Source organism: Planococcus sp. TJ-301, assembly GCF_058268475.1.
In genome coordinates this window covers 1,743,679-1,757,377 of sequence record NZ_JBZDOH010000001.1, presented here as the reverse complement: position 1 = coordinate 1,757,377, position 13,699 = coordinate 1,743,679, and the positions used below count along the sequence as shown (strand labels likewise).

The window sequence follows — 13,699 nt, the reverse complement described above, 5'->3', positions numbered from 1 at the left end:
GAGGCGCAATATGAAAAGTCCAGAGAAGCAGGCGGAAAAGACGGGTATTTTTATCCGATTCTTAAACGCAATAGAAAAGATAGGGAACAAGCTGCCTGATCCATTCATGATTTTCGTGTATTTGTCCATTGCAGTCATTATAGGATCATTTATCTTCAGTTTGTTCAATGCATCTGTCGTCCATCCGGGTACTGGCGAGACGCTTGCTATTCAGAACCTGTTGTCTTGGACGGGTTTGGAATACATAATCACATCCATGCTCACCAACTTTACCGGCTTCGCGCCGCTTGGAACCGTCCTTGCAGTAATGCTTGGAATCGGACTTGCAGAAAAGGTCGGCTTATTGGAAATAGCCATCCGTAAGACGATTTTAAAAGCTCCCGCGGCATTAGTCACTTACGCGATTGCTTTTGTAGGAATTATGGGAAACATTGCTTCAGATGCGGCACAAATCTTGATTCCACCGCTAGCTGCGATGGTTTTTTATAAAGTCGGACGCCATCCGCTTGCAGGGCTTGCTGTTGGCTTTGCCAGTGCGGGCGCCGGTTTCACCGCAAATTTATTGATTGTTGGTACAGATGCTTTGCTTTCCGGTATTTCAACGGAAGCTGCCGCTATCTTGGACGACTCAATTATTGTGACACCCGCAGATAACTGGTATTTTAACATCGTTTCTGTTTTTGTTTTGACTATAGTTGCGGGGCTGATTACTGAAAAAATCATCGAACCGAAACTTGGAAAGTATGAAGGGGACGCTGTCATAGATGTCAGTGCTGAAGAACATCCAAAAGCCAATAAAGGGTTGCGTAATGCTGGACTTGCGGCTTTGGCTTACCTTGCTTTAATTGCTTTGCTCATCTTTCTGCCAGGGTCATCGCTTCGAAACGAAGATGGCGGATTGATCCCTTCGCCTTTTCTAACAGGAATCGTACCGGTGATCTTGGGGCTTTTCATCGTCCTTGGTGTAGCCTATGGAAAAACGGTCGGAGTCATCAAAAGTTCAAAGGATGCAGTCGGCTTTATGGGGGAATCCATTAAAGACATGTCCGGATTTATTGTCTTGATTTTTGCCGCGGCTCAGTTTATCGCTTACTTTACGTGGACGAATATCGGAACCTGGATAGCGGTCAATGGGGCTGAATTGCTGACACAAATCAATTTCACAGGAATCTATCTCATTATCGGATATATTCTCTTTACATCAATGCTGAATTTCCTGATTTCTTCTGGTTCTGCGAAATGGGCGCTGGAAGCTCCAGTTTTCGTGCCGTTGTTCATGCAGCTGGGCTACCATCCGGCATTTACCCAAATGGCTTACCGGATTGGGGATTCGTCTACGAATATCGTGACGCCGCTGAACCCGTATTTCATCGTTGTTCTTTCATTCATGCGTGAATACGATAAAAAAGCGGGAATGGGGACATTGATCTCGTTGATGATTCCATATACGCTATCTTTCTTAGTCGTTTGGATTATCATGTTCCTCATATTCTTCTATGCAGGCTTACAATACGGACCAGGCATTACGCCTTTCTTGTAAGCTAGGCAGATTGTAAAAAGATGAAAGGAGTAGATTTCATGATGGGAATAGGGATTGGCGACGAATTGCAGGAAGAGATGATCAAGTGGCGCAGGGATCTGCATAAGCATGCGGAATCTGGATTTTTGGAAATGCGCACAGCATCACTTGTTGCACCTTATTTAGAGTCACTTGGCTACGAATTGAAATGGGCGCAAGACGTCATGAAAGCCGAACATCGCATGGGCGTCCCTTCGGAAGAAATTCTGGACGCTCATTATAGCTGGGCCGAACAAAATGGAGCAGACCTCGATTGGCTGCCGAAATTCAAAGGTGGGATGACGGGAATTGTAGCGACGCTGCAAACCGGCAAGCCCGGCCCAGTGCTAGCTTACCGCTTTGACATGGACGCGCTGGATATCCAAGAAGACATGGCGGGTGGGCATGTGCCGTTTGAAAACGGCTTTGCTTCGATGAATGCTTCTAAAATGCACGCTTGCGGTCACGATGGGCATACATCTATCGGCCTTGGTTTGGCAAAAGCGTTGATGGACAATAAAGAAAAGATGGCTGGGACAATCAAATTGATCTTCCAGCCAGCTGAAGAAGGGACGCGCGGCGCGAAGTCGATGGTGGAAGCGGGCGTAGTGGACGATGTGGATTTCTTCATCGCGATGCACCTTGGGACAGGCGTTCCGACAGGCGAATTCATCGCCGGCAATTCCGGCTTCCTTGCCACGACGAAATTGGATGTCACTTTTAAAGGCGTAGCTTCGCATGCTGGCGGCAAACCGGAAGAAGGGCGCAACGCATTAACGGCTGCATCGTCAGCAGTTCTTGCGCTATACGGCATTCCGCGCCATTCAGCAGGGGCTTCCCGCATCAATGTCGGCGTATTGACTGCCGGTTCAGGCCGCAACATTATTGCGCCGCTCGCTGAGATGAAATTGGAAACGCGTGGTGAAACTTCTGAGATCAATGATTTTATTCGCTCCCAGGCACTGGCTGTCCTAACCGGGGCGGCTGCGATGTACGGCGTGGAAGTGGAGATGGATATTGTCGGCGAAGCGAAAAGCAGCATGCCGAGCAGCAAGCTGGTCGAAGATCTTGCAGCGATAGCCGAAGAATCTCCATATTTCAATAAAGTGACAGCCTGGTCGACCGATGCGGCTGGATCTGAAGACGCCACGTATTACATGGAACGGGTGAAAGAACTCGGGGGCTCGGCGACTTATTGCATCGTAGGAAGCGACTTGGCAGCAGGGCATCATAACGAACGCTTTGATTTTGATGAAGCATCGATGCCGGCGGCGGTGGATGTACTCCTGCGCTCAGCGTTCAACTTAAGCAACACATAACATAAAACATAAGAAAAGACAGGGCAGCTGCCCTGTCTTTTCTTATGTCAATTAAACTTTACTGTTACGTCAGGAATAACGAAAGCTGCGGGAAGACGATGACAATGACCAAAACGATAACGAATATCGCGAAAAATGGCACAACGCCCCTGATGACCTCTTCCACTTTCTCGCCGGTTATCCCACTGACGACAAAGAGGTTCAGCCCAACTGGAGGGGTTATCATCCCAAGCTCCATGTTGACGACCATGATGATCGCGAAGTGAATAACATCAATTTCCAATGCTGTGATGATCGGTAGCAAGATTGGCAGCGTAATCAGGATGATAGCTGTCGGCTCCAGGAACATTCCGAGGACGAAGAACAGCAAACTGATAATCAGCAAGAATGTCCATTTGTTAAAGCCGCTGTCGCTGACCCATTGCGCAAAGCTTTGTGGAATCTGTTCTGTAGTAAGGAAAGTTCCGAGCACAAGCGCGGCTGCGATAATTAGGAAAATCATCGCTGTGGTGTTGATGGATTCTGTTAAAATATTTCTGAATTTTTTTAGATCTAACTCACGGTAAACGAATATCGAGATGATCAAAGAATATAAAACCGCCAAGAATGATGCTTCAGTCGGTGTAACGACACCGGTGTAAATGCTTCCCAAAATAAGAACTGGCATTATTAAACCCCAAATGGATTTAAGAGTCGGGCGCCATCTTTCATTTAAAGGAACTTTCGGTGAACCGCCATAGCCTTTTTTGTGGGCCACGATTACTGCATAAATGATGAGTGCTAAACCGAGCACCAAACCAGGTAAAATACCGGCGGAAAATAATTTGCCGGTAGACTGCTCTGAAACCGATCCATACAAAATCAGCGGAATAGAAGGCGGAATCAAAATTCCCAGCGTCCCCGCAGATGCGACCAATCCCATAGAATACTTTTTATCGTATCCCGCTTTGACCATCATCGGAATCATGATTGCGCCGATTGCCGCAGCAGTGGCTGGGCTGGAACCGGAAATCGCTGCAAATATCATACACGTTAACACGGTTACAACTGATAGGCCGCCTTTTGTATGGCCAACCCATACGCGGATGGCTTCAATCAGATATTTTGAAATTCCGCCTTGCGCCATAATCAAACCGGCGAATACGAAGCCCGGAATTGCCATAAGCGTCGTACTGTTGACGCCGGTAAACATCCGCTGAATAACGGTATTTAAAGAAAAATCAACCAGATACAAGCCGATGATGCTGGACATCGCCAAACTGATGGCAATCGGCACCCGCAATAAAGCAAAGAAGAATAATAAGCCAATTACAATTACTGCTTCCATAGAATATCCTCCCCGTGAGTAACGTCTTCTTTCTTAACAAAAAACTTATAGGCTTTTTCACAGAACCGGATAAACAGCAATGTACCGGCAATCGGCATAATCAAATAGTTGATCCAGATCGGGAAGTTAAGATCGATGGTTTTGATTTGCTGTTCGTATGCGGTCATAACCATATCCAGGCCAGTCCATATAACGAAAACACTGAATGAGATTCCGACCAAAAGAGTGAAAACTTGTGAAATTTTTCTGAAGGTTGGGCCTGCTCGGTCATAAATGATATCGATGGCAATATGTTTGTCTTCTTTTAAGGCAGTGGAGAAACCGATGAAGATTGCCCACACCAGTAGCATGGTATAAATTTCTGTTGCCCAGCTTTGTGATGCTCCTATTACATAACGCATGAATACCGAATACAAACTGATTCCAATTCCTGCTAAAAATAAAACAGCTGAGAAAGCGCTTTCAATCCAGTCTAAAATTTTCATTAATTCTCCTCCTTATCCCGTTCATGTATTTTGGATACGAGATGCTAAGTCAAATCATAATATAAGCGTTTTAGAATAACAAGACCAAATAGTTAAATTATTAAAAATATTTAAACGGAAATTTGAGTTTTTATTAGAAATAATCCTCGCCTTTTAAAGAAGGAGACTGGAAAAGTGAATTAATGAGTCTGAATTAAAGTGTTAGAAAATTAAAATTTTTCTTTACAATATGATTTTGCTGTGATAATTTGGGGTTGAGTTGTATCCAATAATCAAGAAACAGGGAACCGACTCCAAATCAGCAGTAAAAGTTCAATGAAAAGGGAGGCGTAAACGGTAAAATGAAAACCCTTTCAAAAAACGAAATAGGCTGGGCAGCACTAAAGGAAAACAAACATACAAGGGGGAAGAGTACATGAAGAAGGTAACACTATTGTTATTTTTATTGGTGGTCGGGTTTGTTTTGGCAGCTTGCGGAAGCGAGGAGTCAGGCGGTGGATCGGAAAGCGCGGATGGGGTTCAAGAAACGACGATTAAATTTTCGCACGTAGTAGCTGAAAACACACCGAAGCACCAAGGTGCATTGGCGATGAAAGAATATATTGAAGCAGAGTCGGATGGAAAGATCACAGTTGAAATCTACCCAAACAGTTCTTTGTTCGGTGACCAAGATGAATACCAAAACTTAGTATCGAATAACGTACAATTCATTGCTCCCGATTTATCTAAATTCGTAGGGAACAACCCGCAATTCAACGTTCCATCGTTGCCGTTCTTGTTTGACAACGATGATGAAGCCATCGCTTTCTGGGATGGGGAAAAAGGAACAGAAATTTTGGGAAGCCTTGAAGCAGATGGTGTACTTGGCTTGAAAATGTGGCCGAATGGCGGAAAACATGTAACGAATAACGAACGTGCCATCACATCTCCAGCTGATTTTGATGGATTGAAATTCCGTACACAAGGCGGACAAGTTCTTGAAGAGGTTTACTCAACGCTTGGAGCCGGTTCTGAATCGATTCCATTCAGTGAACTTTACACTGCATTGGACCAAGGAGTAGTTGACGGACAGGAAAATACATTCAGCAACATCGAATCGAAAAAATTCGATGAAGTGCAAGAATTCATGACAATTATGAACCATACACGTGTTGACTACGCAATTTTCACAAACACTGAATTCTGGGAAGGCATGAACGAAGAAACAAAAGCGATTGTTGAAGCAGGCGTTGAAGAAGGCACGAAAGTGGCACGTGAAGAAGCCCTTACTTTGAATGAAGCAGCATTGGAATTGATCAAAGAACGCGGCGAAATCGAAATCACTGAATTGACTCCTGAACAGGTGGAAGAATTCAGAACTGCTTTGGAGCCAATCTATGAAGAGTTTGAAGAGGAAATTGGCACTGATGTATACGAAGCGGCAAGAGAAGCTGCTGGAGAATAATGGCCATTATGGCTGGAATTGAAAAAGTTGGCTGTATCCATAGCCAGCTTTTTCACTTTATTTGAATTCTTTCAAAATAACCTTAAGACAGGAGAATGAATGTGGATAAAGCAAAATTTGAAAAAGGGTTAGAAATTCGAAAAAGCGTTCTTGGAGCCGAATACGTCGAGAATTCGATCAATAATGCGACGGATTTCAATATGCCGATGCAGGAATTGGTTACAGAATATTGCTGGGGTGAGATTTGGGGACGTCCCGGTTTGGAAAGAAAAACAAGAAGCATCATCAATTTGGCGATGATCACAGCGCTCAATCGCCCGCATGAATTAAAGCTTCACGTCAGAGGCGCAATCAATAACGGTCTGACACGCGATGAAATTAAAGAAATATTCTTGCAAACAGCGATTTACTGCGGCGTGCCGGCAGCAATCGACAGTTTTCGCTCCGCAAAAGAAGTTTTTGATGAAATGGACAAAGAATAAGCCATTAAAAGGCCAATAAAAGCTCCTCCCGACGCGCACTTGGCTGCAGCAATTAGCAAATCCAAGTGCAGCAAAGCGGGTAAAAATTTTCGCCATTATTTTGGATACAAAATACAACTATAAATTAAACTAAGAAGGTTTTACTCCATATCGAAAAGTATCTTACGAAGCGATGTATAAAAGCTTATTTAGTTTAATTTATATAATTGCTTTGATTAACGGGCTGTAGCCGAAATAAAGCGAAAGTTTTGATGGGGCATCATGATCTCAAAGGAGGGGCATTATGCATTTTCCGCAGCGTGTGAAGATAAACGAAGTCGTGTTAAGAGATGGGCTTCAATTGGAGGCGAAGATCGCCAGCCTTGAGGAAAAGAAAGAGCTGTTTGACGGGTTGGTCCATGCGGGCGTCGAAACGATTGAATTCGGTTCATTCGTCCATCCGAAAGCGGTGCCGCAAATGGCGAACAGCGGTGAGTTTTATGCCCAAATTGCCAAAGAACCAGCCCATCCGGCGTTGATTGCGTTGATTCCGAATTTGAAAGGCGCAGAGCTCGCGAGTTTGAAAGGCGTGGAACGAGTGAATTTCGTTTTTTCAGCGAGCAATACCCATAACCTGCAAAATGTGAACAAGACCACAGAACAATCTCTGGAAGAGCTCGAAGCAATCCATGCTTTTTGCAAGGCGAATGGAATCATCATGAATGTGTCGATTGCGACTACGTTTGGCTGTCCGTTTGAAGGGGATGTGCCCCCTGAACGCATCAGTGAGCTGGTGAAAAAACTTATTGGTCTGCCAATTGATATCATCACATTAGCGGATACGACAGGCATGGCGAATCCGCGGCAAGTCTTTGAACTGCTGGAGAGCTTGAAAAAAGTCCACCCACAGCAGAAATTCAATCTGCATTTCCATAATACAAGAGGAATGGGACTTGCCAACATCTTGTCAGCCATTCAAGCGGGTGTGGACAGTTTTGACACATCGCTCGGCGGGCTCGGCGGCTGTCCATTTGCGCCAGGAGCTACCGGGAATGTCTGTACGGAAGACGCGGTCCACATGCTGCACACTATGGGCATCGAAACCGGCATTTCGCTCGGAGGGTTGATTGAAACCTCCCGCATACTTGAAAAAGTGGTCGGCCATAAGACGCCGAGCTATATTTTGAAAGCAGGGCCTTCTGACCGGAAATATCCGGTGCCGAACAATTAAACGTTGAAAACTTGGGGGATGACAAGATGGCTGACTGGCAAACAATCAAATTAAAAGAAGATTACGCTTCTGAAAACGTTTATATCCTTGAATTGAACCGGCCAGAGGCGATGAATTCGCTGAATACGCTAATGGGCATCGAGTTGATCGAATGCCTTAAGGAAATTCAGGAAAAGCCGGATCTGCGCGTGCTTGTGTTGACCGCTGCCGGTGAAAAAAGCTTTTGCGCTGGCGCGGATTTGAAAGAGCGAAAAGGCATGACGAATGAACAATGGAAGAAACAGCACGATATTTTCGAGGAAGCTTATGCCTGCCTGAGGAATTTTCCGTATCCGGTCATTGCGGCTGTCAATGGCTTTGCGCTTGGTGGGGGCATGGAAATGTTGTTGAGCTGTGATTTACGCTATGCATCAGAACACGCTCAGATGGGGCTTCCTGAAGTGAAGCTCGGCATTATTCCTGGAGTCGGCGGCACGCAATTACTGCCGCGTGCGATTCCGATCGGGCTGGCAAAGGAATTCCTGTTCAGAGGCAATAAGATCCCGGCGCAGAAAGCGTTTGAGACAGGCATTTTGAATGGCGTGGTGCCAAAAGAGGAATTGCTGGAAGTGACGCTGTCGATTGCCAAGGAAATTGCGGCAAATGCGCCGCTGTCGCTGAAAGCGTTGAAGAAAGCGATTAACACGGGAATCGAAACCGATTTGAATACAGCGCTGGTGATTGAGCTGGATCAATATTATAAATGCGCGAACTCAGCTGACCGCCAGGAAGGGATTTTGGCTTTTAACGAAAAACGGAAAGCAAACTGGCAAGGGAGATGACGTAAATGCAAGAAGTAAAAGGAGAACAAGCGCTTGAACTGAGCAAAAAGCTTGCGGCATACAGCACAGCGCTGACATACAGCGAATTGCCCGCGGAAGTGGTGGAATTTACGAAGCTCTGCATCTTGGATTATTTCGGTTCGGCGATTGCCGGTTCCGGCAAAAGGCCAGTTCAGATGATTGCGGAACTTGCATCTGATCTGGGCGGGAGTGAACAAGCGCGCCTATTTACCGGCGGAAAGTCATCCGTTTTGAATGCGGCAATGGTCAACGGCGCAGCAAGCCATGTCGTGGAACTTGATGATATCCATAAAGGTTCGATTATCCATGCGGCCACTGTCGTCATCCCGGCGGCGCTGGCAATTGCGGAATGGAAGAAATTATCGGGGGAAGAATTGATCACAGCCGTAGTCGCCGGCTATGAAGTCTGTTTCCGGATCGGGGAAGCTGTATCGCCTTCGCATTATTATTACTGGCACAATACCGCGACTTGCGGAACATTCGGATCGGCAATCGCCGCGGCAAAATTGCTTAGCTTAGATGAGGAACAGACGATTGCGGCCCTCGGAAACGCTGGGACGCAAGCGGCGGGTCTATGGGAGTTTATCGAAGACGGCGCGATGTCAAAACAGCTTCATACCGCGAAAGCTTCAATGAACGGCGTACTCGCGGCTTTATTGGCCCAAAAAGGGTTTACCGGTCCCCGTAAGATTCTCGAAGGCGACCGTGGCTTTTTCAAGGCGATGAGCGAGGAATACGACGAAACGCGTATAACGGAAGGCTTAGGCCAACAATTTAAAATCATGGAGAACTCATTTAAAATTCATGCTTCATGCCGGCACACGCATCATGCGGTCGACATGCTAATTGACATTTTCAAGGAGCGCAAGCCATCACTCGAAGAGATTGAATCGGTGAAAGTCGAATCCTATCAAGTCGCGCTGAACATCACAGACGATCCAGCTCCGCAAACCGAATATGCGGCAAAGTTCAGCCTTCAGTTCTGCTCAGCATTGGCCCTATTGAAAGGCAGCGCCAGTTTGGCGGATTTCAATGAACAATCCCTGTGGGACGACGAAGTGCGCGAGCTGATGAAAAAAGTGGAGGTCATTACGGAACCCGGCATCGATGCCAGCTACCCGAAAAAATGGGGAGCGGCAGTGGAAGTGGCATTCAAAGGTGGCGATTCGGTCAAAATGGTAACCGAATATCCGAAAGGGGATCCGGAAAACGCGGTAACTGCACAAGAGTTGTACGATAAATTCATCGGCATGGCAAATGATTTTCCAGCCGAAAAGAGAGAACGGATCGCTGAGAAATTATTGAATTTGGAAAAAGTGCACAGCGTTGAAGAGTTGATGGACAATCTGTAGGTGAAGAGGGCGAGCATATGGCTGACAACAATCGCGGACGGTTAGATGAGCTGCAAAAAGGGCTGGCCGCGCTGGATAAAAAAGAATTGGATGAAGTGGCGTATGTGCTGTCGCTTTACGGCGAGTCTTCACGGACGCATCAACCAAACACTGTGCCGATGCATTTTCTTGGGAGATTTCTTGGAATCGAGCAGCATGCTGACGGGACAGCGGAGATGAAACTTGGCGCGCAGAACGAAAATACGTATGGCGTCGCGCAAGGAGGCGCAATTTACACCTTGGCGGACGTGGCGATCGGCTTCAGCATTCTAAAAACCTTGTCGGAAGGCGAGAAAGTATTCACGCTGGAGCTGAAAGTGAATTTCATTGAAAAAGGGCAAGGCGGCCGTCTGTTGGCGGCACCGGTCATTTTGCGCCGTGGCCGCAGTACGGTGGCGGCGGAATGTACTGTTACTGATGACAAAGGAACGCTTGTCGCAAAAGCGCTCGGAACATTTTATATTTCCGGAAGAAAGTAATTTTGGAAGGAGGGACCAACATGAAGGAAATCCATTATAACGACGTTGTAGAGGAAGTGGCCGGGATGTGCCAGCGCGCCAATTATAATTTGGGCGATGACGTTTATTCGGCATTCAAAAAAGCACTTTCTACCGAACGGTCCGAAACCGGCAAGGAAGTGCTTGCGCAATTAATTGAGAATGCCGATATTGCCCAAGCTGAACAAGTGCCGATGTGCCAAGATACAGGTACAGCGGTTTTCATCGTGGAACTTGGGCAGGACTGCCACATCACTGGCGGACTTTTAGGCGACGCCATCAACGAAGGCGTTTCGAAAGGCTACGGTGAAGGATATCTTCGGAATTCGATGATCTACAATCCGTTGAATCGAAAAAATACCGGCAATAACACACCGGCCATCGTCCATATTGAACTGGTGGAAGGTGATAAAATGGTGCTTCACATGACTGCTAAAGGTGGAGGCGCTGAAAATATGAGCGCGTTGAAAATGCTCAAACCTTCTGACGGTATTGAAGGGGTCAAAGACTATATTCTGTCGATTGTTAAAGTAGCGGGGCCGAATGCCTGTCCTCCGCTAATTGTTGGCATCGGAATCGGCGGCAATTTTGAACGTTGTGCTTATCTGGCGAAGAAATCGCTGTTCCGGCCGATTGGCACACGCCATCCGGACCCTGACGTAGCGGCGCTCGAAGAAGAATTGATTGCTTCTATCAACCGATTGGGAATTGGTCCACAAGGCATGGGAGGCAGTACGACGGCGCTCGATGTAAAAGTGGAAGCAGAATCGTGCCATATCGCCGCCTTGCCGGTTGCAGTCAATCTGAACTGCCACGCCAGCCGCCACCAGACGGCTGTGCTATAAGGAGGAAGGCGAATGGTCCAGAAGAAAGTTAGGTTGCCATTAACAGAAGAAGATATCGAGTTATTGAAAGCGGGCGATCGCGTGCTGCTGTCAGGGGTCGTCTACACGGCGCGTGATGCAGCCCATAAAAGGATGATTGAAGAGGAACGGCAAGGAATCCCAATGCCGATTGATGTCAGCGGCCAAGTGATTTACTACACGGGCCCGACGCCAGCAAAGCCCGGGGAAGTGATCGGTTCTGCGGGGCCGACGACTAGCGGGCGAATGGATTTGTATACGCCGGCACTGCTCGAAAAAGGCCTTAAGGGGATGATCGGCAAAGGCTACCGCAACGACGAAGTGAAAGAGGCGATCATAAAGCACAGAGCCGTCTATTTCGGAGCCGTCGGCGGAGCGGCAGCGCTCATTTCCCGTTCGATCAAATCGGTTGAAGTAATCGCTTACGATGATTTAGGGCCGGAAGCGATCCGCAAGCTGACAATAGAAGACTTCCCGGTTTTTGTTATCAACGATGCGCATGGCGGAGACATCTATCAGGAAGGCGTCGAGAAATACAGAGAGCAATAGAGGAGGACGGATAATGGTGAGAGCAGGGATTATCGGACTGGGAAATATGGGAGGCCGAATGGTTAGACGTTTGCTGGATGGAGGCGCTGAAGTCGGCATTTACGATGTGAACCAAGATGCCATTGAGGCAATGGTGGCATTGGGAGCTGAAAAAGCGGAAAGCCCGGCCGATTTGGCACGGAAATTTCAATACATCATCACCGTCTTGCCGAATGTTTACATCGTCCAAGAGACGCTGCAAGGCAATAATGGCTTAATGGATGGCATGAACGGGGAAAGCTTGCTCATCGAAATGACGACATCGATCCCTTCTGTAACGAAAGAGTTAAGCGCAGCGATGAAAGCGAAAGGTTTCCGCATGATCGACGCACCGGTTTCGGGTGGCGTCAAAAAGGCTGAAAATGGTACCTTGTCGATCATGGTGGGCGGCGAAGAATCAGATTACAACGAAGCGCTGCCGTTATTGGAAATGCTCGGAGAGAATATCAATCATGTGGGAGAAGCTGGAGCGGGGCATACCATTAAAGCGCTGAATAATATGATTTCCGCGACAACGCTTGCAGCAACTGGGGAAGCGATGGCGCTCGGCGTAAAGCTGGGGCTTGATCCAGCAAAAATGCTTGATGTCATCAACACCAGCACAGGCAGAAGTTTTTCCAGTGATTTCAAATTTCCCAATCAGGTACTGACAAGAAATTTTGAAGTCGGCTTCACACTGGACCTGATGGTTAAGGACTTGAAAATTGCCATGAGCATGGCTGAACAGGAAAGTGTACCGATGTTCATTTCCGGTGCTTCGTTCCAGTTATGGAAAAAAGCTTGGACCGAGGGCCGTGGAAGCGAAGATCATACCGCAATCATCAAAAGCATCGAAGAAATGTTCAATGTAGAGATAAAAGGATGACTGAATCCCTTCGTGCCCAACACAGTTGATTAGTGTTAAAATTACTTCATCATTCTTAATTTAAAGGCGTTGTTGGCATACCAGCAATGTTATGCCATAGCCGATTTAGAAGAGAACAGTATTTGAGGGGTGCCACATGGAGAAATTCAGATTAACGGAACAAGATAGGGCTACATTGCAGTTCAAAGTCACGACAAAACTGCGTGAATTGATTTTAAAAGGCGAATTCAAGATGGGCGAACGGTTGATGCAGGAGGAGTGGGCGAAAAAGCTGGGCGTCAGCCGGATGCCGCTGCGTGAAGCATTGCGCCAGCTGGAAGTGGAAGGCCTTGTCAGCATTGAGCCAAGAAGAGGCGCCATTGTGACGCCTGTATCGATTGAAGATATTGAGGAAATTTACCAGCTCCGCGCTTTGCTGGAAGGCGAGGCGGTGGTGAAGGCGCTGCCATTTCTGGGCGAGGAAGAGATTGCCGAGCTGGAAAACATCTACGGCAGGATGCTGATGCTGAAAGCGGACGAACATGATATGGAGGAATTTATGGCTCTGAACACCGAATTCCACCGCATCATCCGCGAAGGATGTCCGTGGAGACGAATTCAAGGTTTTATCGAAACGCTGTGGAAAGGCATTCCGCCATATACGCCGAGTTTACTGGCGGACCATTTGTCGGAATCGCATAAAGAGCACGGCCAAATGCTCCAAGCTATTAAAGATAAAAACGCCGAAAAGCTGCGGCAAGTGACTGTGCAGCATATCCTGCGCACAAAAGATAACTTGATCCGCATGATCAGCGAGAAATGACCGTTCTATCCGGAATGCTTAAATAA

The 13,699-nt window shown here is 47.0% G+C and carries 14 protein-coding genes; 12 read left to right on the top strand and 2 right to left on the bottom strand.

Going from position 1 to position 13,699, the window contains the following annotated elements; all coding sequences use genetic code 11:
* Positions 1 to 10: 10 nt before the first annotated feature.
* Both AC4EHJ_RS08635 and AC4EHJ_RS08630 read left to right on the top strand, forming a co-directional pair.
* Entirely contained in the window at positions 11 to 1,540 is a 1,530-nt protein-coding gene (locus AC4EHJ_RS08635) for an AbgT family transporter (protein ID WP_490975154.1), read from the top strand.
* 38 nt (positions 1,541 to 1,578) lie between these two features.
* The gene (locus AC4EHJ_RS08630) at positions 1,579 to 2,877 is read left to right on the top strand and encodes an amidohydrolase (protein WP_490975153.1); all 1,299 of its coding nucleotides are present in this window, start codon (positions 1,579 to 1,581) and stop codon (positions 2,875 to 2,877) included.
* 64 nt (positions 2,878 to 2,941) lie between these two features.
* On the opposite strand, the gene AC4EHJ_RS08625 is transcribed toward AC4EHJ_RS08630, so the two are convergent.
* Complete coding sequence (locus AC4EHJ_RS08625; protein WP_490975152.1) at positions 2,942 to 4,204, bottom strand: TRAP transporter large permease; 1,263 nt, start codon at positions 4,202 to 4,204, stop codon at positions 2,942 to 2,944.
* Positions 4,192 to 4,689: a TRAP transporter small permease gene (locus tag AC4EHJ_RS08620; protein ID WP_490975151.1), complete on the bottom strand. Its 498-nt coding sequence runs from the start codon at positions 4,687 to 4,689 to the stop codon at positions 4,192 to 4,194. Before AC4EHJ_RS08620 ends, AC4EHJ_RS08625 begins: the two co-directional genes overlap by 13 nt.
* 415 nt (positions 4,690 to 5,104) lie before the next feature.
* On the opposite strand from AC4EHJ_RS08620, the gene AC4EHJ_RS08615 reads away from it, so the two are divergent.
* The 10 genes from AC4EHJ_RS08615 (at position 5,105) to AC4EHJ_RS08570 (ending at position 13,673) form a co-directional block, all read left to right on the top strand.
* Entirely contained in the window at positions 5,105 to 6,133 is a 1,029-nt protein-coding gene (locus AC4EHJ_RS08615; protein ID WP_490975150.1) for a DctP family TRAP transporter solute-binding subunit, read from the top strand.
* Positions 6,134 to 6,234: 101 nt separating this feature from the next.
* Positions 6,235 to 6,615, top strand: a complete 381-nt coding sequence (pcaC, locus tag AC4EHJ_RS08610; RefSeq protein ID WP_490975149.1) for a 4-carboxymuconolactone decarboxylase — start codon at positions 6,235 to 6,237, stop codon at positions 6,613 to 6,615.
* A gap of 283 nt (positions 6,616 to 6,898) precedes the next feature.
* Positions 6,899 to 7,825 carry a hydroxymethylglutaryl-CoA lyase gene (locus AC4EHJ_RS08605; protein ID WP_490975148.1) on the top strand — a complete coding sequence of 309 codons (927 nt, stop codon included), beginning with the start codon at positions 6,899 to 6,901 and terminating at the stop codon, positions 7,823 to 7,825.
* Positions 7,826 to 7,851: 26 nt separating this feature from the next.
* Positions 7,852 to 8,646, top strand: a complete 795-nt coding sequence (locus AC4EHJ_RS08600; protein ID WP_490975147.1) for an enoyl-CoA hydratase/isomerase family protein — start codon at positions 7,852 to 7,854, stop codon at positions 8,644 to 8,646.
* 5 nt (positions 8,647 to 8,651) lie between these two features.
* On the top strand, positions 8,652 to 10,019 hold the full coding sequence (locus tag AC4EHJ_RS08595) for an MmgE/PrpD family protein (protein ID WP_490975146.1): 1,368 nt from the start codon (positions 8,652 to 8,654) through the stop codon (positions 10,017 to 10,019).
* Positions 10,020 to 10,036: 17 nt separating this feature from the next.
* The gene (locus AC4EHJ_RS08590) at positions 10,037 to 10,537 is read left to right on the top strand and encodes a PaaI family thioesterase (protein WP_490975145.1); all 501 of its coding nucleotides are present in this window, start codon (positions 10,037 to 10,039) and stop codon (positions 10,535 to 10,537) included.
* 20 nt (positions 10,538 to 10,557) lie between these two features.
* Positions 10,558 to 11,400 (top strand): fumarate hydratase, encoded by an 843-nt coding sequence (locus AC4EHJ_RS08585; RefSeq protein WP_490975144.1) that lies wholly within the window; start codon positions 10,558 to 10,560, stop codon positions 11,398 to 11,400.
* 12 nt (positions 11,401 to 11,412) lie between these two features.
* Positions 11,413 to 11,967, top strand: a complete 555-nt coding sequence (locus AC4EHJ_RS08580) for a Fe-S-containing hydro-lyase (protein WP_490975143.1) — start codon at positions 11,413 to 11,415, stop codon at positions 11,965 to 11,967.
* Positions 11,968 to 11,980: 13 nt separating this feature from the next.
* The gene (locus AC4EHJ_RS08575; protein ID WP_490975142.1) at positions 11,981 to 12,871 is read left to right on the top strand and encodes an NAD(P)-dependent oxidoreductase; all 891 of its coding nucleotides are present in this window, start codon (positions 11,981 to 11,983) and stop codon (positions 12,869 to 12,871) included.
* 136 nt (positions 12,872 to 13,007) lie between these two features.
* Complete coding sequence (locus AC4EHJ_RS08570) at positions 13,008 to 13,673, top strand: GntR family transcriptional regulator (RefSeq protein WP_490975141.1); 666 nt, start codon at positions 13,008 to 13,010, stop codon at positions 13,671 to 13,673.
* Positions 13,674 to 13,699: the final 26 nt, after the last annotated feature.

What these genes read in the sequence shown, in the direction of transcription:
- AC4EHJ_RS08570 (WP_490975141.1), top strand. Translation starts at nt 13,008, where the DNA reads ATGGAGAAATTCAGATTAACGGAACAAGATAGGGCTACATTGCAGTTC.
- AC4EHJ_RS08575 (WP_490975142.1), top strand. Translation starts at nt 11,981, where the DNA reads ATGGTGAGAGCAGGGATTATCGGACTGGGAAATATGGGAGGCCGAATG.
- AC4EHJ_RS08585 (WP_490975144.1), top strand. Translation starts at nt 10,558, where the DNA reads ATGAAGGAAATCCATTATAACGACGTTGTAGAGGAAGTGGCCGGGATG.
- AC4EHJ_RS08580 (WP_490975143.1), top strand. Translation starts at nt 11,413, where the DNA reads ATGGTCCAGAAGAAAGTTAGGTTGCCATTAACAGAAGAAGATATCGAG.
- AC4EHJ_RS08635 (WP_490975154.1), top strand. Translation starts at nt 11, where the DNA reads ATGAAAAGTCCAGAGAAGCAGGCGGAAAAGACGGGTATTTTTATCCGA.
- AC4EHJ_RS08600 (WP_490975147.1), top strand. Translation starts at nt 7,852, where the DNA reads ATGGCTGACTGGCAAACAATCAAATTAAAAGAAGATTACGCTTCTGAA.
- AC4EHJ_RS08605 (WP_490975148.1), top strand. Translation starts at nt 6,899, where the DNA reads ATGCATTTTCCGCAGCGTGTGAAGATAAACGAAGTCGTGTTAAGAGAT.
- AC4EHJ_RS08590 (WP_490975145.1), top strand. Translation starts at nt 10,037, where the DNA reads ATGGCTGACAACAATCGCGGACGGTTAGATGAGCTGCAAAAAGGGCTG.
- AC4EHJ_RS08620 (WP_490975151.1), bottom strand. Translation starts at nt 4,689, where the DNA reads ATGAAAATTTTAGACTGGATTGAAAGCGCTTTCTCAGCTGTTTTATTT.
- AC4EHJ_RS08615 (WP_490975150.1), top strand. Translation starts at nt 5,105, where the DNA reads ATGAAGAAGGTAACACTATTGTTATTTTTATTGGTGGTCGGGTTTGTT.
- AC4EHJ_RS08595 (WP_490975146.1), top strand. Translation starts at nt 8,652, where the DNA reads ATGCAAGAAGTAAAAGGAGAACAAGCGCTTGAACTGAGCAAAAAGCTT.
- AC4EHJ_RS08625 (WP_490975152.1), bottom strand. Translation starts at nt 4,204, where the DNA reads ATGGAAGCAGTAATTGTAATTGGCTTATTATTCTTCTTTGCTTTATTG.
- AC4EHJ_RS08630 (WP_490975153.1), top strand. Translation starts at nt 1,579, where the DNA reads ATGATGGGAATAGGGATTGGCGACGAATTGCAGGAAGAGATGATCAAG.